The sequence below is a fragment of the Streptomyces sp. NPDC017246 genome (assembly GCF_044331325.1).
GTDB lineage: Bacteria > Actinomycetota > Actinomycetes > Streptomycetales > Streptomycetaceae > Streptomyces.
Genome location: NZ_JBIRMW010000005.1, coordinates 494,111 through 516,917 on the forward strand (window position 1 = coordinate 494,111; position 22,807 = coordinate 516,917).

General features: G+C 70.2%; 19 protein-coding genes. 13 read left to right on the forward strand and 6 right to left on the reverse strand.

The window, feature by feature from the left end:
- Positions 1 to 65 precede the first annotated feature (65 nt).
- Together ACH4MY_RS15195 and eccE are read right to left on the reverse strand one after the other, a co-directional pair.
- A complete protein-coding gene (locus ACH4MY_RS15195) occupies positions 66 to 869 on the reverse strand; it encodes a hypothetical protein (RefSeq protein WP_398002660.1) in 804 nt (267 codons plus the stop codon).
- Positions 869 to 2,170 carry a type VII secretion protein EccE gene (eccE, locus tag ACH4MY_RS15200; protein ID WP_398002663.1) on the reverse strand — a complete coding sequence of 434 codons (1,302 nt, stop codon included), beginning with the start codon at positions 2,168 to 2,170 and terminating at the stop codon, positions 869 to 871. Before eccE ends, ACH4MY_RS15195 begins: the two co-directional genes overlap by 1 nt.
- A gap of 189 nt (positions 2,171 to 2,359) precedes the next feature.
- On the opposite strand from eccE, the gene eccB reads away from it, so the two are divergent.
- From eccB to ACH4MY_RS15220, 4 genes are all read left to right on the forward strand, one after another.
- Positions 2,360 to 3,910, forward strand: a complete 1,551-nt coding sequence (gene eccB, locus ACH4MY_RS15205) for a type VII secretion protein EccB (protein WP_398002666.1) — start codon at positions 2,360 to 2,362, stop codon at positions 3,908 to 3,910.
- A 177-nt stretch (positions 3,911 to 4,087) separates the two neighbouring features.
- Positions 4,088 to 5,206, forward strand: a complete 1,119-nt coding sequence (mycP, locus tag ACH4MY_RS15210) for a type VII secretion-associated serine protease mycosin (protein WP_398002745.1) — start codon at positions 4,088 to 4,090, stop codon at positions 5,204 to 5,206.
- A gap of 190 nt (positions 5,207 to 5,396) precedes the next feature.
- Entirely contained in the window at positions 5,397 to 5,750 is a 354-nt protein-coding gene (locus ACH4MY_RS15215; protein WP_398002668.1) for a WXG100 family type VII secretion target, read from the forward strand.
- A gap of 48 nt (positions 5,751 to 5,798) precedes the next feature.
- Positions 5,799 to 6,086: a WXG100 family type VII secretion target gene (locus ACH4MY_RS15220; RefSeq protein WP_386476698.1), complete on the forward strand. Its 288-nt coding sequence runs from the start codon at positions 5,799 to 5,801 to the stop codon at positions 6,084 to 6,086.
- 69 nt (positions 6,087 to 6,155) lie between these two features.
- Here the strand turns inward: ACH4MY_RS15220 and ACH4MY_RS15225 are convergent, their stop codons facing one another.
- Together ACH4MY_RS15225 and eccCa are read right to left on the reverse strand one after the other, a co-directional pair.
- Positions 6,156 to 6,431, reverse strand: a complete 276-nt coding sequence (locus ACH4MY_RS15225; protein WP_398002748.1) for a DUF397 domain-containing protein — start codon at positions 6,429 to 6,431, stop codon at positions 6,156 to 6,158.
- A 192-nt stretch (positions 6,432 to 6,623) separates the two neighbouring features.
- Positions 6,624 to 10,592: a type VII secretion protein EccCa gene (gene eccCa / locus ACH4MY_RS15230; protein ID WP_398002671.1), complete on the reverse strand. Its 3,969-nt coding sequence runs from the start codon at positions 10,590 to 10,592 to the stop codon at positions 6,624 to 6,626.
- A gap of 183 nt (positions 10,593 to 10,775) precedes the next feature.
- Here eccCa and eccD point away from each other — a divergent pair, with 183 nt between their 5' ends.
- The 6 genes from eccD (at position 10,776) to ACH4MY_RS15260 (ending at position 17,882) form a co-directional block, all read left to right on the forward strand.
- On the forward strand, positions 10,776 to 12,254 hold the full coding sequence (eccD, locus tag ACH4MY_RS15235; protein WP_398002674.1) for a type VII secretion integral membrane protein EccD: 1,479 nt from the start codon (positions 10,776 to 10,778) through the stop codon (positions 12,252 to 12,254).
- Between the two features lie 224 nt (positions 12,255 to 12,478).
- Positions 12,479 to 12,769 carry a 30S ribosomal protein S15 gene (rpsO, locus tag ACH4MY_RS15240; protein WP_056565800.1) on the forward strand — a complete coding sequence of 97 codons (291 nt, stop codon included), beginning with the start codon at positions 12,479 to 12,481 and terminating at the stop codon, positions 12,767 to 12,769.
- 280 nt (positions 12,770 to 13,049) lie between these two features.
- Positions 13,050 to 15,269: a polyribonucleotide nucleotidyltransferase gene (locus ACH4MY_RS15245; protein WP_398002676.1), complete on the forward strand. Its 2,220-nt coding sequence runs from the start codon at positions 13,050 to 13,052 to the stop codon at positions 15,267 to 15,269.
- Complete coding sequence (locus ACH4MY_RS15250) at positions 15,266 to 16,645, forward strand: M16 family metallopeptidase (RefSeq protein ID WP_398002679.1); 1,380 nt, start codon at positions 15,266 to 15,268, stop codon at positions 16,643 to 16,645. Before ACH4MY_RS15245 ends, ACH4MY_RS15250 begins: the two co-directional genes overlap by 4 nt.
- A gap of 26 nt (positions 16,646 to 16,671) precedes the next feature.
- Positions 16,672 to 17,424, forward strand: coding sequence for a 4-hydroxy-tetrahydrodipicolinate reductase (gene dapB, locus ACH4MY_RS15255; protein ID WP_398002681.1), 753 nt, complete (start codon positions 16,672 to 16,674; stop codon positions 17,422 to 17,424).
- A 5-nt stretch (positions 17,425 to 17,429) separates the two neighbouring features.
- A complete protein-coding gene (locus tag ACH4MY_RS15260) occupies positions 17,430 to 17,882 on the forward strand; it encodes a hypothetical protein (protein ID WP_398002683.1) in 453 nt (150 codons plus the stop codon).
- On the opposite strand, the gene ACH4MY_RS15265 is transcribed toward ACH4MY_RS15260, so the two are convergent.
- The gene (locus tag ACH4MY_RS15265; RefSeq protein ID WP_398002685.1) at positions 17,872 to 18,432 is read right to left on the reverse strand and encodes a hypothetical protein; all 561 of its coding nucleotides are present in this window, start codon (positions 18,430 to 18,432) and stop codon (positions 17,872 to 17,874) included. The two genes, ACH4MY_RS15260 and ACH4MY_RS15265, sit on opposite strands and share 11 nt — an antisense overlap.
- 54 nt (positions 18,433 to 18,486) lie before the next feature.
- On the reverse strand, positions 18,487 to 18,726 hold the full coding sequence (locus ACH4MY_RS15270; RefSeq protein ID WP_398002688.1) for a hypothetical protein: 240 nt from the start codon (positions 18,724 to 18,726) through the stop codon (positions 18,487 to 18,489).
- Between the two features lie 155 nt (positions 18,727 to 18,881).
- Here ACH4MY_RS15270 and thyX point away from each other — a divergent pair, with 155 nt between their 5' ends.
- From thyX to ACH4MY_RS15285, 3 genes are all read left to right on the forward strand, one after another.
- Positions 18,882 to 19,622: an FAD-dependent thymidylate synthase gene (gene thyX / locus ACH4MY_RS15275; protein ID WP_398002690.1), complete on the forward strand. Its 741-nt coding sequence runs from the start codon at positions 18,882 to 18,884 to the stop codon at positions 19,620 to 19,622.
- A 178-nt stretch (positions 19,623 to 19,800) separates the two neighbouring features.
- Positions 19,801 to 20,700 carry a 4-hydroxy-tetrahydrodipicolinate synthase gene (dapA, locus tag ACH4MY_RS15280; RefSeq protein WP_398002693.1) on the forward strand — a complete coding sequence of 300 codons (900 nt, stop codon included), beginning with the start codon at positions 19,801 to 19,803 and terminating at the stop codon, positions 20,698 to 20,700.
- Positions 20,701 to 20,799: 99 nt separating this feature from the next.
- Positions 20,800 to 22,485, forward strand: a complete 1,686-nt coding sequence (locus ACH4MY_RS15285; RefSeq protein WP_328489073.1) for a ribonuclease J — start codon at positions 20,800 to 20,802, stop codon at positions 22,483 to 22,485.
- The last annotated feature ends 322 nt before the right edge of the window (positions 22,486 to 22,807 follow it).

The window sequence follows — 22,807 nt, forward strand, 5'->3', positions numbered from 1 at the left end:
AGAGTGAGAAACCAGACCGTCCAAAACGATGCAAAAACGGACGTACTTGAACGACTTCGTGCCGTTCAGTCCATCCTGCGCGCAGCGCCCAACAATCCGGTCTCGGCGTCGGTCCCCTGCGTCATCACGAACTGGCGGTCGCTCGGCGTGCACCACAGGGTCACCCCGTCCGCGAGCGTGGACAGCGCCTCGTACTCATGGCGCGGCAGGCTCATGATGCGGCCGATCTGCGCGGCCTCGTCGGGAGACACCCGCTGCACGCCGACCAGGGAGGACTTCTCCAGGAGCCGGGGCGCGACCGGGCTCAGATAGGGCAGCAGCGTCACCACCGACTGCCAGGGCGCCGACACGACCCGGCCGCGCGGCGGCCGGATGCCGCAGTCGCGCACCACGACCACCGGACTGCCCGCGGACGCGCCCTGCGGCGGCACCCGCCCCACGTCGTGCAGCGCGATGCACGGCTGTCCGCCGCCCGCGGCCTGCGCGAGCGCCGTCCAGGCCTGCGCACGGCCGGTCTCGACCGCCACCCGCGCGCCCGTCGCCGCCGCCCGCAGGGCCAGCACCTGCGCGGTCCACAGACCGCCGATGAGCGTCACGTCGTACGGGACGGGCCGGTTGATGCCGAGCACGGCGGGCCGGCTCTCGGCGTCGACACCGATCACCATGCCGTCGTCGCCCACCGGCAGGGACAGCGCTTCGAGTTGGTCGAGGGGTACGGAGTGCCGGTCGCGGCGCGGCCCGACGAGCCCGAAACCGAACCGGGGCTTCGCGGCCCGGCCCGTACCCCGGGAACCCGTGCCCCGGGAGGCGGACCTGCCGGAGCCGCCGGAACGGGCCGGCGTACCGAAGGAGGGGGCGGAGTGGGACATCAGCGCGCACCCCCCAGCGGAAGCGTCGCCAGGATGCCGGGCACCTGTTCACGGTCGAGTCTCACAAGGCCCGTCCTCACCCCGCGTGCCGCGCGCTCCAGTTCGTGCCGCGCGGCCACCAGTTCCTCGTCGCTGCGCCCGGTGATCCGTACATGTCCGGCCACCGTGACCTCCTGCCGGTCACCGCCGCTCAGCGTCAGACTGAACGTCGTCGCGAGCGCGGGCAGCGAGGTCAGCAGCGCGACCAGCTGAGGCATCGAGGCCCCCGCGCCGCCCTGGCCGCCCAGCTGGGGCCACCGCCCCACCCAGTACGTCGTGTGCCGCCGGTCGTCCACCCGCCAGGTCCGCGCGGTCTCCTGGGTCCTGCGCACCTGCGGCTGCCCCCGGCCCGCCTGCGCTATCGCCATCGGGCTCGCGCAGGTCGAGGTGGCGAGCGCCGAGACGAGCTCCTGCTCCGTCAGCACGTTCGCCCGGAACCCGGCGCCCGCGAGCCGGCTCGCCAACTGGTCCGCCGCCCGCACCACACACTTCTGCGCGCCCGCCATGCCGCCGCCGCGCGCGGCGACCGCCTCCGGACACAGCTCCGGATCGAGCTTGAGCGCGATCCAGGTGATCCGGACCGCGGGCGAACCCGTCTGCGCCTGGAGCGGACCGTAGTTGCGCGCGGCCATCGACTGCGCGGGCAGGTGCGGCGCGGGCGCCGGCTGCGTGTGCTGCACGATCTGCGCCGACTCCAGCCGGATGCCGTCCACGCTCAGGACGTCCCGGACCAGCCCGACGGGCAGCGGCCGCGCCGCGCGGTCGGCACGCAGCGCCGTGCCGTCCGACTCGACCCGCAGGACCGCGGTCAGGAAGGTGCCGTCGCCGACCATGCCGACCGGGCGCCGGTCGCGGTCGCTGTACGCGTAGGTGCGCAGCGCCGGATCGCACTCCACGACCGGCGCGAGCCCCGGCTCGGTGCCCTCCGGCACCGTGAACGAGGACGCCCGGCGGGAGCGGGCCCGCAGCGCGAGGAAGGTCCCCAGCCACTCGGGCAGGGAACGGTGGTGCCGGCGGACGACCGCCAGCAGGACGAGCACGACGGCGACCACGCCCGCGGGTACCAACAGCATCCGCTCGACGGCCCAGGCGCCGACGAGCAGTGCCGCCGCCACCTCGATCAGTACGAGTTGTTGCAATTGGAACGAACCGAAGTGTCCCGGGCGTGCCTGGAGCCTCGGTGAGACCGAGGAAACGGGTCCCGTGGACGGGGGTGCGGAGGCGGTTGCCGCGGCTGGCCGCGTCCGCGTCGCGGAAGCCATGATGGAGAATCCCCCTCAATTCGTCCCGATCACCCTGGCTCGCCAGGGCTTTGACGGCCGGATCACCCTACCCGCCCCACGAACCCCACGGGACAGCAGGCATAGTAGGGGGCCGGTCCGACGGCCGGGGCCCGGGTGTCACCTCCCCGGCTCCCGCGCGAAGATCGCGCCTGACGAGAATGGGGACTCATGGCATCGCGGCGGGACGAGCTCAACGCGTACACCTTTGCGAAGAAGCGCACGGTGGCGGCATTCCTCCAACCCTCGCCCTCCGGTACGGAGGAGGGGGCACCGAAGCCGCTGCGCGCGGTCCTTCCGGGGCTGATCGTCGCCGCGCTCGTCGTCGCCGGCTTCGGCGCCTGGGGCATGTTCAAGCCGCAGGCCCCCAAGGGCTGGGACACTCCCGGCACTCGGGTCATCATCGGCAAGCAGTCGACGACCCGGTACGTGGTCCTGGAGACGGGCCAGGGCAAGGACAAGAAGACCCTGCTCCACCCGGTCCTCAACCTCGCCTCCGCACGACTCCTCCTCAACCCGGACCAGTTCCAGGTCGTCCAGGTCGCCGACAAGACGCTCGACGAGGGCAAACTGCCGCGCGGCCCGATCATCGGCATCCCGTACGCCCCCGACCGGCTGCCCACCGCGGACGACGCGGGCAAGGCCAAGCGCTGGGCCGTCTGCGAGCAGCCCGGCGGCGGTACGGGCGCCAGCGTCCAGAAGGCGACGTTCCTCTTCGCCGAGCGGGACGTGAGACTCACCGAGGGCGCCGGCCGGCTCACCGACGGGGAGGTCCTGTACGTCAAGGGACAGAAGGGCGCCGCCCAGTTCCTCGTCGACCACACCGGCACCAAGTACCCGGTGAAGGCCGACTCCACCGGACTGCTCACCGTCCTCGTCGGCCTCGGCAAGGAACCGCAGCCGGTCACCGACGACTGGCTCGCCACCCTGAAGACCGGCGACGAGGTCGACTTCCCGCGCATCGAGGGCGGCGAGGTCGGCCGCTCCACCCGGATCCCCGGTGCCACGCTGACGGAGACCGAGAGCCGGATCGGCAACGTCCTCCTCGCCCAGACCGGCTCCGGGCCGCAGCACTACGTCGTGCTGCCCGGCAAGGTGCAGCCGGTCACGCCGTTCACCGCCTGGCTGCTCATCAACGCCCCGCAGACCCGTGAGCTCGACATGGACGGCAAGGCCACCCCCGCCGACGCGTCCTCCTTCGTCCCGGACCCCACCGTCTTCCACGGCACGGCGAAGTGGCCGAGGACGCAGTCCAAGCAGGTCAACGGGCTCGCCGGCGCGGACGCCCGTGACACGGTGTGCAGCGTGCTCACCAACGTCGGCGAGAAGGGCGAGACGACCCTCACCACCTGGGCCGGCACCAAGTACCCCGCCGACATCTCGGCGGGCGGCAGCAGCACGTACGTCACCCCCGGCACCGGTCTGCTCTACACCCAGATCCAGGGCAAGCAGAAGGCGCCCGACGGCTCGCTGTTCCTCGTCACCGACACGGGACTCCGCTACGCGGTCCAGGCCAACGGCGACAGCGACGCCGCCCGCTCCGAGATCGGCGCGGGGGACAAGGCGAAGCCGACCGACGGACGCCCGCAACCCAGCGACGCCCAGAAGCGTCTCGGCTACGAGAAGGTCGTACCGGCCCTCGTCCCGATCGAATGGTCGGAGTTCCTGTCGAAGGGGCCCCGACTCGACTCCAACAGCGCGGCCCAGCCGCAGGGTTCCTAGGGGGTGGCACCGGTGACGACGACGTACCGCACGACGTCCCGTACGGCGGCCCTCCTCGCCGCGGGCACCCTCACCGCTCTTCTCGCGGCCCCGGGCGCGGCCTCGGCCGCCGGGGCCGCCGCCCCGGAGCACCGTGACGGCCCCGTCCTCGACGGCAGCGGCGAATGCACCTTCCCCATGAAGAAGCAGATCGAGGAGACCCCCTGGCCGCTCCAGCGGGTCCTCCTCGACGAGCTGTGGCAGGACACCAAGGGCAAGGGGGTCCGGGTCGCCGTCATCGACACGGGCGTCGACGACGTCAACCCGCAGCTGAGTGACGCCGTCGACGCCAAGGCGGGCAAGGACTACCTCAAGCCCGACAAGGACAACCCCGGCCTCGGCGACGAGCAGCGCGGCAAGACCGACGGCACCGTCGACCAGGTCGGCCACGGCACCAAGGTCGCCGGGATCATCGCCGCCCGCCCCCGCAAGGGCACCGGCTTCGTCGGCCTCGCGCCCGAGGCGACGATCATCCCGATCCGGCAGAACGACGAGAAGAACAGCGGCAAGTCCGACACGATGGCGGAGGCCATCAAGTGGGCGGTCGCCAAGGGCGCGCACGTCATCAACATCTCCCAGGACACCACCCAGCCGCTGGGCCCGGACTCGCCCATGGGCAGGGCGGTGGCCGAGGCGATCAAGAAGGACGTCGTCGTCGTCGCCTCCGCAGGCAACGACGGCATGGACGGCGCCCTCAAGACGACCTTCCCGGCCGCCTTCCCCGGCGTCCTCGCCGTCGCCTCCTCCGACCGGAACAACGAGCGCGCCGTGTTCTCCCAGGCCGGCACCTTCGTGGGCGTCGCCGCCCCCGGCGTCGACATCGTCTCCACGGTCCCCGGCGGAGGCCAGTGCGTCGACAACGGCACCAGCTTCTCCGCGCCGTACGTCGCCGGTGTCGCCGCCCTGCTCCGCGCCGAGCACAAGGACTGGACCGCGGCCCAGATCGTCGCCCGGATCCAGCAGACCGCCGTCCGCTCCGTCAACGGACGCGACAACTACGTCGGTTGGGGAGTCGTCGACCCGGTGCGGGCGCTCTCGGACGCCCCGGGGACGGCACCCTCCGCACCCTCGGCCGACCCGGGGCCGCCCAAGCCGCCGGCACCCGAGCCGGCCCGTCTGACGCTGTCGGAGACGCCCCAGGAGCGCTCCGAACGGCTCGCCACCTACACGTTGGGGATCGGTGTCGTCCTGGTGGCCGTGGTCGCCGGGGTCGCCGTCGTGATCCGCGACAGCCGCCGTCGAGGGGCGGTTCGTTGACCCGCGCGACGGTCAAGTATCCGGACCGTCCTTTGCAGTTGGAACTGCCGCCGTCAATGGCTAAAGTGACCGCTGGGCGTACGAGAGTGCGATCCCAGCACGGGGGCGGCATCAGAAGATTCCCGTCCGCATCACGACCGGATGGCCCGACGGCTCAGCCGTCGACGTCACCGAAGGAAGAAGGGGCAAGATGTCGAAAGACCTGAACGTAACCAGTGCCGAACAAGTCAAGCTCGCCGGCCGGATCCAGGACTTCTCCGACGAGCTCCAGTCCCGCATCACCTCCCTCAACGGTGTGGTGGACCGCGTTCAGGCGGGCTGGCAGGGCGCTGCGAGCAAGGAGTACGACCGGGTCCAGAACGACCTGAACCAGCGTCTGCGCAGCATGCGCCAGGAGCTCGCGAATCTCGAAGAGATGATGCGCATGAGCGCCGACGGGTTCTCGCGCGAGGAGGAGGACCGTCTGCGGTCCTTCCGCTCGATGGACACGAGTGGTGGCGACGGTGCCGGCGGCGGCAACCAGAGCGCCATCCTCGGCGTCTGAGCCACTCGACCAGTCCTCCGCGCCACTCTCACTCCAGGAGTCAACACCATGACCACTGCGGTCAATTACGACACCGTGACGCAGGCGGCGGCCGACACCCGCCTGACCTCCAGCACGCTCACCCAGAAGCTCGACGACCTCATGGCCGAGGTCAACCGGGTCGCCAACAACTGGGAGGGTGAGGCCAAGATCGCGTACCGCGAGACCCAGGACCGCCTGACCCGCGACATGGCCGGCATGAACCAGGACCTGGCGCGCATCGCCCAGCTCCTCGACGAGTCGGTCGTCGGCTACCAGGACACCGACCGGGGCAACGCCGCCCGGTTCCGCATGTGACATCCCGCGGACGTACGTGAGGGGGTGGCCCGTTTCCCGACGGGCCACCCCCTCTCGCGTGTCCGGCGCCTACCGCAGGTCGAACTCGCCGTCCCGGGCGCCGAGGACGAACGCGTCCCACTCGGCCTTCGTGTAACGCAGCACCGTGTCCTTGTCGAGGGACGAACGCATCGCCACCGCGCCCTCGGGCAGCCGGGCGATCTCGACCCGCTCCTCGTCCGGGCTCGTCCCCGGAGCGCCCTCCCACGCGACGCCGGAGATGTCGAGCGCGTACAGCTGCTCCTTCTGGCGCTCCTTCTCGGCGGCAGGAGCACTGGCCGGAGCGCTGTCCGGAGCGCTGTCCACGCTGCTGCCCACGGCGGCGCTGCCCACGGCACTCTCCACGGCCGTGTCCGCGGCGCTGTCGGTGCTGCTCGTGCTGGTGCCTGCGTCGGTCATCGGCGCGTTCCCTTCGCGGTGGTACGGCGGTCCCTCCCACAGTAGTGGGACCGCCGTACCCGATCGGCGGGAATGAACCCACCCGTCGTACCCGCTCCGTCAGTGCTGTTCCGGCAGCCAGCCCAGCTGCACCAGCGGCGTGCCCCGCTTCCGCGACACGAACGTGCCCCGGCCCGGCGGCATCGGCCGCGCCCGGACGCTGCCCAGGATGTCGCCCTCCTGCGGATCGCCGGAGAGGATCACGCCCTGCGCGCCCATCTCCTTCGTGCGCTGCATGAACGGCTCGTACATCGCCCGGGACGCACCCGCGGCGCTGCGCGCCACGATGAACCGGATGCCGACGTCCCGCGCGAACGGCAGGTTCTCCACCAGGACCGCCAGCGGATTCCCCGAGTTGGTGGCCACCAGCTCGAAGTCGTCCACCAGGACGAACAGTTGCGGACCCGTCCACCAGCTGCGGTCCCGCAGCTGCTGCGGAGTGATGTCGGGCTTCGGCGCCCGCTTCGTCATCACCGTGTTGATGGCCTCCATGTGCATCTGCATCGCGGAGGCCATCGGCGCGTACTCCAGGAGGTGCGAGGGAGCCACCGCCTCCAGCATCGTCCGCCGGTAGTCGCCCACCACGATCCGCGCCTGCTCCGGCGTGTACCGCTCGCACAGCTGCTTGGCGATGAGCCTGAGCAGCGCCGTCTTGCCGGACTCGCTCTCACCGAAGATCAGGAAGAACGGGTCCGACTCGAAGTCGACGAACACCGGCTCCAGGTTCGCCTCGTCGATACCGATCGCGATGCCGTGCTGCGGGTACTCGAAGCCCTTCGGCAGCCGCTCCGCCGGCAGCTTGCGCGGCAGCAGCCGCACCGCGGGAGCCGGGGCCCCCGTCCAGGACGCCTGCACCGACCGTACGAACGCCGTCGTGCCGTCCGACAGGTCCGCGGCCGAACTCGACCCGTCGATCCGCGGCAGGGCCCCCATGAAGTGCAGCTTCTCCGCCACCTGACCGCGTCCGGGCACCCCGGCCGGCACGTTCGCCGCGACCTTGCGGTCGAACTCGGAGTCCATGACGTCACCGAGCCGCAGTTCGAGCCGGCCCAGCATCTGGTCCTTGAGGGCCGCCCGTACCTCCATGTACCGGGCGGCGGTGATCACCACGTGGATGCCGTAGCCCAGACCGCGCGCCGCGATGTCGGCGACGACCGGCTCCAGCATGTCGTAGTCGTTGCGGAAACCGCCCCAGCCGTCGACGACCAGGAACACGTCGCCCCAGGCCTCGCCCGGCAGTTCGCCCGCGGCGCGCTTGCGCCGGTAGGTCGCGATGGAGTCGATGGAGTGCGAGCGGAAGAACTCCTCCCGCCGGTTCAGCACGCCCATCACCTCGGCGACCGTACGCCGCACCCGCTCCGGGTCGAGCCGGGACGCCACTCCGCCGACGTGCGGCAGATCGGCGAGCGCCACCATGCTGCCGCCACCGAAGTCCAGACAGTAGAACTGGACCTCGGCCGGGGTGTGGGTGAGCGCGAACGACGAGATCAGCGTCCGCATCATCGTCGACTTGCCGGACTGCGGACCGCCGACCACCATCATGTGGCCCGCCGCGCCGGAGAAGTCCCGGTACAGCACCTCGCGCCGCTGCTCGAACGGCTTGTCGATGAGGCCGAGCGGCACCGTGAGCCCGCCCTGACGCGTGTACTCCGTCGCCGTGAGCCCCCGGTCCGCGGTCTGCGCGAGCCCCGGCAGCAGCTGGTCGAGAGACGGCGCCTGGTCGAGCGGCGGCAGCCACACCTGGTGCGCCGGCACCCCCTGACCCTCCAGACGGCGCACGATCACGTCGAGGACGGTGTCCGCGAGAGCGTCGTCCTCCTCCGCGCGCTGCGCCGTGAGGTACGCCGGGTCCGGCGCCGCGTACACCACCGGCACCGGCGCGGCCGTGAACACGGCGGGACGCCGCTCCACCGGCATCTGGCCGATCTCCAGACGCGGCCCGCCCGTCCGGTAGGTGCCCGAGACGTACGCCGCCTTGAAGCGGGTCATCTCGTCCGTACCGAACTTCAGATAGCCCGAACCGGGCACCGACGGCAGGTGGTACGCGTCCGGCACACCGATCGCCGTCCGCGACTCCGCCGCCGAGAAGGTCCGCAGACCGATCCGGTACGAGAGGTACGTGTCGAGGCCGCGGAGCTTGCCCTCCTCCAGACGCTGCGAGGCGAGCAGCAGATGCACACCCAGGGAACGGCCGATGCGGCCGATCTGGATGAACATGTCGATGAAGTCCGGCTTGGCGGTGAGGAGTTCGGAGAACTCGTCGATCACAAGGACGAGCGAGGCCAGCGGTTCGAGCGGAGCACCCGCCGCACGTGCCTTCTCGTAGTCGTGGATGTTCGCGTAGTTGCCCGCGGACCGCAGCAGCTCCTGGCGCCGCTGGAGCTCACCGCGGATCGCGTCGCCCATGCGGTCGACGAGCGTCAGGTCGTCGGAGAGGTTGGTGATGACCGCCGCCACGTGCGGCATCTGCGACATGCCCGCGAAGGTCGCGCCGCCCTTGAAGTCCGCGAGGACGAAGTTCAGCGTCTCCGAGGAGTGCGTCACCGCGAGACCGAGCACCAGCGTCCGCAGCAGCTCCGACTTGCCGGAACCCGTGGCGCCCACGCACAGACCGTGCGGGCCCATACCCTCCTGCGCGGCCTCCTTCAGGTCGAGCATGACCGGCTGGCCGTCCTCGCCGACACCGATCGGCACCCGAAGCCGCTCGGCCACCGACCGCGGCCGCCAGGTACGGGCCACGTCCACCGAGGCGGCGTCGCCCAGGTTCAGCAGATCCGTGAAGTCCAGATTGGCGAGCAGCGGCTCGTCGTCGTCCCCGCCGCCCATCCGCAGCGGCGCCAGCTGGCGGGCGAGCGCCTCCGCCGCCGGCAGCGAGATGCCGTCCGGCAGTCCTTCGTACGCGAAGCCGCCTCCCGACTCCAGTCGCAGCCGTCCCGGCCGCACCACCACGGAAAGACCACCGCGCGGCTCCTCCAGCTCGCCGGAGACCACCTCCACGATCGTCACGCCCTGAAGACCCTCGGCCGCCGCGAGCAGCGAGTCCGGCGGCACCAGACCACCGCGGGTGGAATCGGAGTCCAGGACCACGACCACATGCGGCTGGTCGAGCACCGGCTGGTTCTCCCGGGAGAAACGCGGCCGCCCGTCCAGCTTCGAGCGGACCAACTGCTCCAGCTCACCGAGGTCGTCGCCGAACAGACGCTTCGTGCCCGCCCCGTCGACCTGCCCCGGCACCTGGGTGTGCGGCAGCCACTTCGTCCAGTCCCAGCGCTCCTGCGCGGGCCGCGCCGCGACCACCGCCAGCATCAGGTCGTCGGGGGAGTGCAGGGTCACCAGCTGCGCCACCAGGGCACGCGCCGCCGCCTGCGCCGACTCCGGCTCACCCGACACCGTCACGTGGTAGAACGCCCGCATCGAGACCGCCATCGGCAGCCCGTCCAGGGTCCCGTGCACCGCGAGGAACTGCTGCATCGCACCCGCACACAGCGGCTCCAGCTCGTCCACCGGAGCCGTGTCCGGCGCCACGAGCGGCGTCGCCAACTGCTGGGCCCCGAGCCCTATCCGAGCCTGCCCGAAGTCGTGGTCGCCGACCCGGCGCTCCCACATCCGCGAGCCCTCGGCGACCACCGACCACAACTGCTCGGGGGAGGGGTGCAGATACAGCTGCGCGTCCCGCTGCTTGCGGGCCGTGCGGCGGACCGTACGCCGGGTCTGCGCGAGGTATTTGAGGTAGTCGCGGCGGACATCGGACATTTGCCCCTGCGTACCGCGACGGAATCTGACGAACTGGGCGACGGCCATCGCGAGCGTCGAAGCGAGCATCAGCGTGCCCATGATCCGCATGATCGGTGACGGTGTCATGAAGAAGAAGACGACCGAGGAGCCCATGCCGAGCATCGGCAGGAGCTGCATCAACGCCGACTCCTGTTGTCCCCGCGGGAGTTCCGGCGGAGACTCCAGGATCAGTTCCTCACCGGGCACTTCCGGCGGAAGAGACCTCGGCGGGCGTTTGACGACGATCTGGCTCACCGGCGCATCAATCCCTCGTTGGAGGCGGGCTCGTGGCGGGAGCATCCGCTCGGCACCCCTGTCGGCAGCCGGGCGTTCGGACTTCCCCCATGGGACGGCGATCCTACTTGCAGCTCCCACCGGCCGTCCCCGGTAGGGTGGCGCGCGCATCGTGCGCAACCGCGAATCAGGGGGTCCAGACACGTGAGTACGACCGCAGCGACCGGTTTCTGCCGCGTCACCGTCGTGGCGCCGGACAGCCGCATCGACGTCGCGCTCCCGGAGGACATCGCCGTCGCCGACGTCTACCCGGAGATCCTGCGGCTCACCGGACAGACACAGGCCGCCGGTACGCCCACGGGATACCACCTGGTCCGCCGGGACGGATCCGTCCTCGACGGGGCACGCACCCTCGCGGCCCAGCAGGTCCTCGACGGCGAGGTGCTCTCCCTGCGCCCCTTCGCCCAGTCCCTGCCGCCGGCCGTCTACGACGACGTGTCCGACGCCGTCGCCTCCGCCGTCACCCGCGACCGGCACCTGTGGAGCGACGAGCTGCTGCGCGGCGCCGGACTCCTCGGCGGCGTGCTGCTCCTCGTCCTGATGGGCTTCGTCCTCTGGTTCGCCGACCCGGTCCGCCACGACATGCACAGCCTGCCCGGGATCATCGCGGGTGCCGCCGGCTTCCTCCTCACGGCCTTCGCCGGAGTAAGGGCCCGGGTGTACGGAGACCGGGCGACCGCCGTAGCCCTCGGCCTCGGCGCGCTGCCGCTGCTGCTCATCGCCGGCTCCGGCATCGTCGGCCCCGACCTCGGTCAGGGCCCCGGCCGTCTGCAGTTCCTGCTCGGCTGCGTCACCGTCCTCGTCGCCTCCGTGGCGCTGGTCGCGCTCACCCCCAGCGGTGACGCGCCCTTCGTCGCGGCCACCTTCCTCGCCACCGTCGGCACCCTGGCGACGTTCCTGGCGATCCTCACCGAGACCACCGCCACCGAGACGGCCGCCGTCTGCGCCCCCGTCGCCATCGGCCTCGTCGCCTTCCTGCCCGGCCTCTCCGCCCGCTTCGCCCGGCTCCCCATCGGCTACGCCGCCCCGCGCAGCGCCGCCGACGACGAGTTCCTCGGCGACCCGCAGCAGCCGGCCGGCGAGGACGCCCAGCCCGTCGACGGCGAGCGCATCGCGCTCCAGGCCCGCCGCGGCCACGAGATGCTCCTCGGTCTGGTCGGCGGCTGCGCGGCCGTGGTCGTCGGCTCCGCCGCCGTCCTCGGCTTCGCCGGAAACGTCTGGGGCCAGCTCCTCGCCCTCGCCGCCGGCCTGGCGATGCTGCTGCGCGCCCGCCTCTTCCGCTACACCTCGCAGGTCGCCTGCGTCCTCGTCGCCGGAATCGCCGCCATCGCGCTGCTCGTCCTCGGCCTCTCCCTCAACCCGCCGGCCGACCTGGTCAAGGACTTCCTCATGTACGGGGACCGGGGCGGCCTGGACATCCGGACGATCTGGCTCACCGCGTCCGTCGCCGCCGGCGCCGCGCTGATCACCGCGATCGGCCTGATCATCCCGAGGAAGGGCCTCTCCCCGTTCTGGGGCCGCCTCCTCGACCTGGCCGAGGGCTTCGTCCTGCTCTCCCTCGTCCCGCTCTGCCTCGCCGTCCTCGACATCTTCACCACGGTCCGCTCGCTCACCAGCAAGTAGGGAGCCGTCCGGCGGAGCGCGGGGGCCACAACCGGACGCGCTCCGTCGAGCTGGTACGCTGTGTGACGGCCGTTTGTGTACGCGCTCCCGGAATGCGCCCGAGATCACTCGGAAGCACCTGGAAGCTGCGCCCATCGGACCTTCGCCCATCGAGTCACGGAAGCTTCCCCTGAGACCTAGACCAGGGGCACTCGTGGGCGCACGAAGACCAAGAGGAGATCCGCGTGGCTCTCGACGCCGCTGTCAAGAAGCAGATCATGACCGAGTTCGGCACCAAGGAGGGCGACACCGGCTCCCCCGAGGTCCAGGTCGCCATGCTTTCCCGCCGCATCTCGGACCTGACCGAGCACCTCAAGCAGCACAAGCACGACCACCACTCCCGCCGTGGTCTGCTGATCCTGGTCGGCCAGCGCCGCCGCCTGCTGCAGTACCTGGCCAAGAAGGACATCCAGCGCTTCCGTGCGCTGGTCGACCGCCTCGGCATCCGCCGCGGTGCGGCCGGCGGCGCCAAGTAAGACGCCGTGGAGGGAGCGGTTCCCACTTTCAGGGGGCCGCTCCCTTTGCCGTACGTGCACAAAGTGTGCGCACCGGCTTAGTCTGGTCGCACAACCCCATACGACGAGCGAGAAGCCGCCGGCCAGCCGCCGGTCCTCGGTAGTGGCCCCCGGACGAATCACCGGGTGCTTCGATCGAAGACCGGCCCGCACCCGAGGCGCGCCTCTCCGCCACCGTCGAACACCGTCCCCGGCCACACGGGCCCCGGACGCAAAGACGAACACGTAGGAGAAACCGCTAGTGGAGAACGAGACCCACTACGCCGAGGCCGTCATCGACAATGGCACCTTCGGTACCCGCACCATCCGCTTCGAGACCGGCCGTCTGGCCAAGCAGGCCGCCGGCTCCGCCGTCGCCTACCTGGACGACGACACGATGGTCCTCTCGGCGACCACCGCCTCGAAGCGCCCCAAGGACCAGCTCGACTTCTTCCCCCTCACGGTGGACGTCGAGGAGCGGCAGTACGCGGCCGGCAAGATCCCCGGCTCCTTCTTCCGCCGGGAGGGCCGCCCCTCCGAGGACGCGATCCTCACCTGCCGCCTGATCGACAGGCCGCTGCGCCCCTCCTTCAAGAAGGGCCTGCGCAACGAGATCCAGATCGTCGAGACGATCATGGCGCTCAACCCCGACCACCTGTACGACGTGGTCGCGATCAACGCCGCCTCCGCTTCCACGATCCTGGCGGGCCTGCCCTTCTCCGGCCCCATCGGCGCCACACGCGTCGCCCTGATCAAGGGCCAGTGGGTCGCGTTCCCGACGCACACCGAGCTCGAGGACGCCGTCTTCGACATGGTCGTCGCCGGTCGCGTCCTGGAGGACGGCGACGTCGCGATCATGATGGTCGAGGCCGAGGCCACCGAGAAGACCATCGACCTCGTCAAGGACGGCGCCGAGGCGCCGACCGAGGAGATCGTCGCCGCCGGTCTCGAGGCCGCGAAGCCCTTCATCAAGGCCCTCTGCAAGGCCCAGTCGGACCTCGCCGCCAAGGCCGCCAAGCCCACCGGCGAGTTCCCGGTCTTCCTGGACTACCAGGACGACGTCCTCGAGGCGCTCACCGCCGCCGTCAAGGGTGAGCTCACCAAGGCGCTCACCATCGCCGGCAAGCAGGAGCGCGAGGCCGAGCTCGACCGCATCAAGGAGCTCGCCGCCGAGAAGCTCCTCCCGGCCTTCGAAGGCCGCGAGAAGGAGATCTCGGGCGCCTACCGCGCGCTGACCAAGAAGCTGGTCCGCGAGCGCGTCATCAAGGACAAGGTCCGCATCGACGGCCGTGGCCTGACGGACATCCGTACGCTCGCGGCCGAGGTCGAGGCCATCCCGCGCGTGCACGGTTCGGCGCTGTTCGAGCGTGGCGAGACCCAGATCCTGGGCGTCACCACCCTCAACATGCTCCGTATGGAGCAGCAGCTGGACACCCTCTCCCCGGTGACCCGCAAGCGCTACATGCACAACTACAACTTCCCGCCGTACTCCGTCGGTGAGACCGGCCGCGTGGGCTCGCCCAAGCGCCGCGAGATCGGCCACGGCGCGCTCGCCGAGCGCGCCATCGTGCCGGTGCTGCCGACGCGCGAGGAGTTCCCCTACGCGATCCGCCAGGTGTCCGAGGCCCTCGGCTCCAACGGTTCGACGTCCATGGGTTCGGTCTGCGCCTCCACCATGTCGCTGCTGAACGCCGGTGTGCCGCTGAAGGCCGCCGTCGCCGGTATCGCCATGGGTCTGATCTCCGAGGAGATCGACGGCCAGACGCACTACGTCGCCCTCACCGACATCCTCGGTGCGGAGGACGCCTTCGGCGACATGGACTTCAAGGTCGCCGGTACGAAGCAGTTCGTGACCGCGCTCCAGCTCGACACCAAGCTCGACGGCATCCCCGCCTCGGTCCTGGCCGCCGCGCTGAAGCAGGCCCGCGACGCGCGTCTGCACATCCTCGACGTGATGAACGAGGCGATCGACGTTCCGGACGAGATGTCCCCGAACGCGCCGCGCATCATCACCGTCAAGATCCCGGTGGACAAGATCGGTGAGGTCATCGGCCCCAAGGGCAAGATGATCAACCAGATCCAGGAGGACACCGGCGCCGACATCACGATCGAGGACGACGGCACCATCTACATCGGTGCCCAGCAGGGCTCGCAGGCCGAGGCCGCCCGCGCCACGATCAACGCGATCGCCAACCCGACCATGCCGGAGGTCGGCGAGCGGTACCTGGGTACGGTCGTCAAGACCACCACCTTCGGTGCCTTCGTCTCCCTCATGCCCGGCAAGGACGGCCTGCTGCACATCTCGCAGATCCGCAAGCTCGCCGGTGGCAAGCGTGTGGAGAACGTCGAGGACGTGCTCGCGATCGGCTCCAAGGTCCAGGTCGAGATCGCCGAGATCGACCAGCGCGGCAAGCTGTCCCTGATCCCCGTGATCGCGGACGAGGACGCTGCCGAGGGTGACAAGGACGACGCTGCCAAGTGACGTCCCGTAGTTCCCGCGCGACGGCCCGCCCCTCTTCGGAGGGGCGGGCCGTCGCCCGTACCCAAACGCTTCTCCCGGGCAAGGACGGCATCGGCACGGTCCGCCGGACGACCCTCCCCGGCGGCCTCCGGATCGTCACCGAGACCCTCCCCTCCGTGCGCTCCGCCACCTTCGGCATCTGGGCGCACGTCGGATCCCGCGACGAGACGCCGGCGCTCAACGGCGCGACCCACTACCTGGAGCACCTCCTCTTCAAGGGCACCCACAAGCGGTCCGCCCTCGACATCTCCGCCGCGATCGACGCGGTCGGCGGCGAGATGAACGCCTTCACGGCGAAGGAGTACACCTGCTACTACGCCCGGGTCCTCGACACCGACCTGCCGCTGGCGATCGACGTCGTCTGCGACATGCTCACGGGCTCGCTCATCCTCGACGAGGACGTGGACGCCGAGCGCGGTGTCATCCTCGAAGAGATCGCGATGACCGAGGACGACCCCGGTGACGTCGTGCACGAGCTGTTCGCGCAGACCATGTTCGGCGACACCCCGCTGGGCCGCCCGGTCCTCGGCACCGTCGACACGGTCAACGCCCTCAGCCGCGGCCAGATCGCCCGCTTCTACAAGAAGCACTACGACCCGACCCACCTGGTCGTGGCCGCGGCCGGCAACGTCGATCACGCCACGGTGGTACGCCAGGTCCGCCGCGCCTTCGAGAAGGCCGGCGCCCTCACCCGTACCGACGCCGTCCCGGTCGCCCCGCGCGACGGCCTGCGCACCCTGCGCACGGCGGGCCGTGTCGAGCTCCTGAACCGCAAGACCGAGCAGGCCCACGTGGTCCTCGGCATGCCGGGTCTGGCCCGCACGGACGAGCGCCGCTGGGCCCTCGGCGTACTGAACACCGCCCTCGGCGGCGGTATGTCCTCCCGTCTCTTCCAGGAGGTCCGCGAGAAGCGCGGCCTGGCCTACAGCGTGTACTCGTACACCTCGGGCTTCGCCGACTGCGGCCTCTTCGGGGTGTACGCGGGCTGCCGGCCCGGCCAGGTGCACGACGTCCTCAAGATCTGCCGGGACGAGCTCCACAAGGTCGCGTCGGACGGTCTCACCGACGACGAGATCGCGCGCGCCGTCGGCCAGCTCTCCGGTTCGACCGTGCTGGGCCTCGAGGACACCGGCGCCCTGATGAACCGCATCGGCAAGAGCGAGCTGTGCTGGGGCACCCAGATGTCGGTCGACGACATGCTGGACCGGATCGCGGCCGTCACCCCGGACGAGGTCCGGGAGGTCGCCCGCGATGTACTGGACCAGCGGCCCTCGCTCTCGGTGATCGGCCCGCTGAAGGACAAGCAGGCGGACCGCCTCCACCAAGCGGTCTCCTGACCCCGATCCCTAAGGAATTCAGAGCAATGAGCAAGCTGCGCGTGGCGGTCCTCGGTGCACAGGGCCGTATCGGCTCCGAGGCCGTGAAGGCCGTCGAGGCCGCCGAGGACATGGAACTGGTCGCCGCCCTCGGGCGGGGCGACAAGCTGGAGACGCTCACCGAGTCGGGTGCCCAGGCCGTCGTCGAGCTGACCACCCCCGCCTCGGTCATGGAGAACCTCGACTTCTGCGTGCGCCACGGCATCCACGCGGTCGTCGGCACCACCGGCTGGACCGAGGAGCGCCTCGCGCAGCTGCGGACCTGGCTCGCCGCCTCCCCGGAGACCGGCGTCCTCATCGCTCCGAACTTCTCCATCGGCGCGGTCCTCACCATGAGGTTCGCCCAGCTCGCGGCCCCGTACTTCGAGTCGGTCGAGGTCGTCGAGCTGCACCACCCGCACAAGGTGGACGCCCCCTCCGGCACCGCGACCCGTACGGCCCAGCTGATCGCGGCCGCCCGCGCCGAGGCCGGTCTCGGCGCCCAGCCGGACGCCACCGCGAGCGGCCTGGAAGGCGCGCGCGGCGCGGACGTCGACGGCGTCCGGGTCCACTCGGTACGCCTGTCGGGCCTCCTGGCCCACCAGGAGGTGCTGCTCGGCGGCGAGGGCGAGACCCTCACGGTCCGCCACGACTCGCTGCACCACTCCAGCTTCATGCCGGGCATCCTCCTGGGCGCCCGCCGCGTGACCAGCACTCCCGGCCTCACCTTCGGCCTGGAGCACTTCCTGGACCTGGGCTGACGGCCATGGGCGGAAAGATCACGTACGTCTTCCTGGCCACGGTGCTCGTCCTCGTCTTCGGGGTGGTGGCCATGGAGGGCGTCCTACTGCTCCTCACGGGTGAACCGGCCGCCATGGGCATGGGCGCGGTGGCGTTCCTGCTGCCCGGCGTCGGCGGCTGGTTCCTCTGGCAGAACACCCGGTTCGCACGACAGGCGGGCCGCCTCGCCACCGAGCTCGAGGCGGAGGGCGGCCTGCCCGTCGACGAACTGAAGCGCACCGAGGGCGGCCGTATCGACCGCGACTCGGCCGACGAGGTCTTCGCCCGGCGCAAGGCCGAGACGGAGGACTCGCCGGACGACTGGCGCTGCTGGTTCCGGCTCGCGGTCGCGTACCACGACGCCCGCGACACCCCCCGGGCCCGCAAGGCGATGCAGCGGGCCATCGCGCTCCACGAGGGGCGTCCGGTCAGCGTGTAGCGGCGGGGGCGACGCCGTATTCGGCGTTCCACGCCTCGACCGTGTCGGACGCCCGGTCGAAGGCCTCGACGCGGGAGAGGAAGTCGGCGTTGTGGTCGGTGAGCAGCAGCAGCTGCTCACCACTCTGCCGGCCGAGCACCAGGGCCTGGCCCTGGACGGTACGGGGGAGTCCCAGCCAGCGCACCGGCTGCTGCACGGTCCGTACGGCCGTCACCTTCGCCCACGGCACGGTGGCGGTCGAGAAGAAGGCCACGCGGCGCACCCCGGCGCGGCTCACCCAGGTGCCCATGCGCAGCATGCGCAGGGCGGCCAGGATGACGAGCACGGCGATGCCCAGGGTGGCGCCCGCGCCGTCGAACGCTCCGGCGGCGGCGATGACCACCGCGGCGAGCAGCACGAACGAGGCGAGCAGCAGGGCGAGTGCCGCCGCGCCGACCCGCCAGGAACCCGGCCGGTAGGGACGACGCCACTGGTCGTGGTCGTCGAACGGCAGGGCGACGTGGTCGGTCGTGTCAAAAGCACGGTCGGCCGTCAGAAAGGGCAGGGGCACGACAGGTCCTCACTCACAAGCACGCTCGAAGGGGCAGTGCCCGGTGAGGCTACCTCAGCGGTTGTCGGAGGCTTCGGACTGCTGCTGACGAGTGGCGGAGTCACCCGACTGCAGGGACGGCATCCCGAAGATCAGAGACCCGACGAGACCGGCCACGACGGTCAGTCCGAGCAGGGTACGGCCCACGATCTGTGAGGCGTTCAGCCGCTCCCGGGGTGGTGGAGTGACGTTACTGCGAAAGTGGTCGGCCTCCGCGACGAACGCGAACGGTACGGCCTCTTTCCGGCTGAACATCAGGGCCACTCTCCTCGGGTCGTTGTCATGCGTCATAGGTACAGACGACAGAACCGAGGTTTTGGTGCCCTATTTCACCAAAGCAGCCGAATCTCATCCCCCGGTAGGACGTCGTTAGAGTGGGCGACTGCAACAGCCGATTGGAAGGACCGCTGGTGACCGACAGCCCCACCGAGAACGTGAAGATCGACTTCCGGAGCGACGTCACCGTTGATCTGGTCAAGAGCGCGGCGGCCGACTCCGACGTCCTCTGGGCGGCCCGGGTCTCCACGGCGGGCGAGCAGTCCCTCGAAGAGCTCCAGAAGGACCCGGAGCGCTCGAAGGGCCTCATCAACTACCTGATGCGGGACCGTCACGGCAGCCCCTTCGAGCACAACTCGATGACGTTCTTCATCAGCGCCCCGATCTTCGTGTTCCGCGAGTTCATGCGGCACCGCGTCGGCTGGTCGTACAACGAGGAATCGGGCCGCTACAGGGAGCTCCAGCCGGTCTTCTACGTCCCGGACACCTCCCGCAAGCTCGTCCAGGAGGGCCGCCCCGGCAAGTACGTCTTCGTCGACGGCACCCAGGAGCAGCACGACCTGGTCAGCCGCACGATGGAGGACTCGTACCGTCAGGCGTACGCCACCTACCAGGAGATGCTGGCCGCCGGCGTCGCCCGCGAGGTCGCCCGCTCGGTCCTTCCCGTCGGCCTCTTCTCCTCGATGTACGCCACGTGCAACGCGCGCTCGCTGATGCACTTCCTCGGGCTGCGCACCCAGCACGAGCTCGCCGCGGTCCCGTCCTTCCCGCAGCGGGAGATCGAGATGGTCGGCGAGAAGATGGAGGAGCACTGGGCCCGGCTGATGCCGCTGACCCATGCGGCCTTCAACAAGAACGGCCGTGTGGCCCCGTAGGGCACACATGTCCGAACCACCCGTGTGAAGTGTCCGTATTGCGACGTTTCACGAAGTTCATCTAGGCTGATCAAACGGACCCGGCGCTGCCTGAACCCCCGAGCAGGCAGCGCCGGGCTCCCTTTCTCCTGTGCCCCTCAGGGGCACCCGGTGCTGAGCAGCGAGTAGCGTGTTACCCATGGCTCCGATCTCCACTCCGCAGACCCCCTTCGGGCGGGTCCTCACCGCCATGGTCACGCCCTTCACGGCGGACGGCGCACTCGACCTCGACGGTGCCCGGCGACTGGCCACCCACCTGGTGGACGCAGGCAACGACGGCCTCGTCGTCAACGGCACCACCGGCGAGTCCCCCACCACCAGCGACGCGGAGAAATCGGAGCTGGTACGAGCGGTACTGGAGGCGGTCGGCGACCGCGCCCACATCGTGGCCGGCATCGGCACCAACGACACCCACCACTCGATCGAACTCGCCCGCACCGCCGAGCGTGACGGCGCACACGGTCTGCTCGCCGTCACGCCGTACTACAACAAGCCCTCGCAGGAGGGCCTGTACCAGCACTTCTCGGCCATCGCCGACTCCACCGAGCTCCCGGTGATGCTGTACGACATCCCCGGCCGCAGCGGCGTCCCGATCGACACCGAGACGCTCGTCCGGCTCGCGGAGCACCCGCGCATCGTCGCCAACAAGGACGCCAAGGGCGATCTCGGCCGCGCCAGCTGGGCCATCGCCCGCTCCGGCCTCGCCTGGTACTCCGGCGACGACATGCTCAACCTCCCCCTGCTCTCCGTCGGAGCCTGCGGCTTCGTCTCCGTCGTGGGCCACGTCGTCACCCCGGAGCTCCGGGCCCTCCTCGACGCCCACCTGGGCGGCGAGGTACAGAAGGCCACCGAGATCCACCAGAGGCTGCTGCCGGTCTACACCGGCATGTTCCGCACCCAGGGCGTCATGACCACCAAGGCCGCCCTCGCCCTCCGGGGCCTCCCGGCCGGCCCGCTGCGGCTGCCGCTCGTGGAGCTCTCCCCCCAGGAGACCGAGCAGCTCAAGGTCGACCTGGCCGCCGGTGGGGTAGAGCTCTGACAACGGACTTCACAACTGAACACTGACAACAGCAAGTGCACGAATGTCATGCGCGCCACGTGCCAAGAGGTACGTGGCGTGCGTGGTGAGGAGAGTCTTTTGAGTCATCCGCATCCTGAACTCGGCGCCCCGCCGAAGCTGCCGAAGGGCGCCCTGCGCGTCATCCCGCTCGGCGGGCTCGGCGAAATCGGCCGGAACATGACGGTCTTCGAGTTCGACGGCCGTCTGCTCATCGTCGACTGCGGCGTCCTCTTCCCCGAGGAGGAGCAGCCCGGCGTCGACCTGATCCTGCCGGACTTCACCATCATCCGGGACCGTCTCGACGACATCGAAGGCATCGTGCTCACGCACGGCCACGAGGACCACATCGGTGCCGTCCCCTACCTGCTCCGGCTCAAGCCGGACATCCCGCTGATCGGCTCCAAGCTGACCCTCGCGCTGATCGAGGCCAAGCTCCAGGAGCACCGCATCCGCCCCTACACCCTTGAGGTGAAGGAGGGCGACCGCGAGGTCCTGGGCTCGTTCGACTGCGAGTTCATCGCGGTCAACCACTCCATCCCGGACGCGCTCGCGGTCGCCATCCGCACCCCCGCGGGCATGGCCGTCGCCACCGGCGACTTCAAGATGGACCAGCTCCCGCTGGACGGCCGCCTCACCGACCTGCACGCGTTCGCGCGGCTCAGCGAGGAGGGCATCGACCTCCTGCTGTCCGACTCGACGAACGCCGAGGTCCCGGGCTTCGTGCCGCCGGAGAAGGACATCTCCAACGTCCTGCGCACGGTCTTCGCGAACGCCCAGAAGCGCATCATCGTGGCCAGCTTCGCCAGCCACGTGCACCGCATCCAGCAGATCCTCGACGCCGCCCACGAGTACGGCCGCAGGGTCGCCTTCGTCGGCCGCTCGATGGTCCGCAACATGGGCATCGCCCGTGACCTGGGCTACCTCCGGGTCCCGGCCGGCCTCGTCGTGGACGTGAAGACCCTCGACGACCTGCCGGACGACGAGGTCGTGCTGGTCTGCACGGGTTCCCAGGGCGAGCCGATGGCGGCCCTGTCCCGCATGGCCAACCGCGACCACCAGATCCGGATCGTCCCCGGCGACACCGTGATCCTGGCGTCCTCCCTGATCCCGGGCAACGAGAACGCGGTCTACCGCGTGATCAACGGCCTGACCCGCTGGGGCGCGCACGTCGTCCACAAGGGCAACGCCAAGGTCCACGTCTCGGGCCACGCCTCGGCCGGCGAGCTGCTGTACTTCTACAACATCTGCCGCCCGAAGAACCTCATGCCGGTCCACGGCGAATGGCGCCACCTGCGCGCCAACGCCGAGCTCGGCGCGATGACGGGTATCCCCAAGGACCACATCGTCATCGCCGAGGACGGCGTCGTCGTCGACCTGGTCGACGGCCGCGCCCGGATCACCGGCAAGGTCCAGGCGGGTTACGTGTACGTCGACGGCCTCTCGGTCGGCGACGTCACCGAGACCTCCCTCAAGGACCGCCGCATCCTGGGCGAGGAGGGCATCATCTCGGTCTTCGTCGTGGTCGACTCCTCGACCGGCAAGATCGTGGGCGGCCCGCACGTCCACGCCCGAGGCTCCGGCATCGACGACTCCGCGTTCGACGCGGTGCTTCCGAAGATCGACCAGGCCCTCAACAAGTCGTTCCAGGACGGCGTCGTCGAACCCCACCAGCTCCAGCAGCTGATCCGCCGCAGCGTCGGCAAGTGGGTCTCCGACACGTATCGCCGGCGCCCGATGATCCTCCCGGTCGTCGTAGAGGTCTGATCGTCCGACCTGCGCCACACCGGAGCGGGGCCCCTCGATTTGCATCGGGGCGCCCCGCTCCAGTACGTTTACGGCTCCGCCAGAACGGGAAGCTCCAGCGCCGCCGTGCGCCAGGAACCTTCTCCGGGAGGCGGGAAAACCGACTCAGATCATCTGATAAAGTCGGAACCGCCGAAAGGCCCCCGGAGTGAAAACAAAAGGGACCGGAAAGCACCGAGGAAATCGGATCGGAAAGATCTGATAGAGTCGGAAACACGAAATACCGAAGGGAAGCCCGGAGGAAAGCCCGAGAGGGTGAGTACAAAGGAAGCGTCCGTTCCTT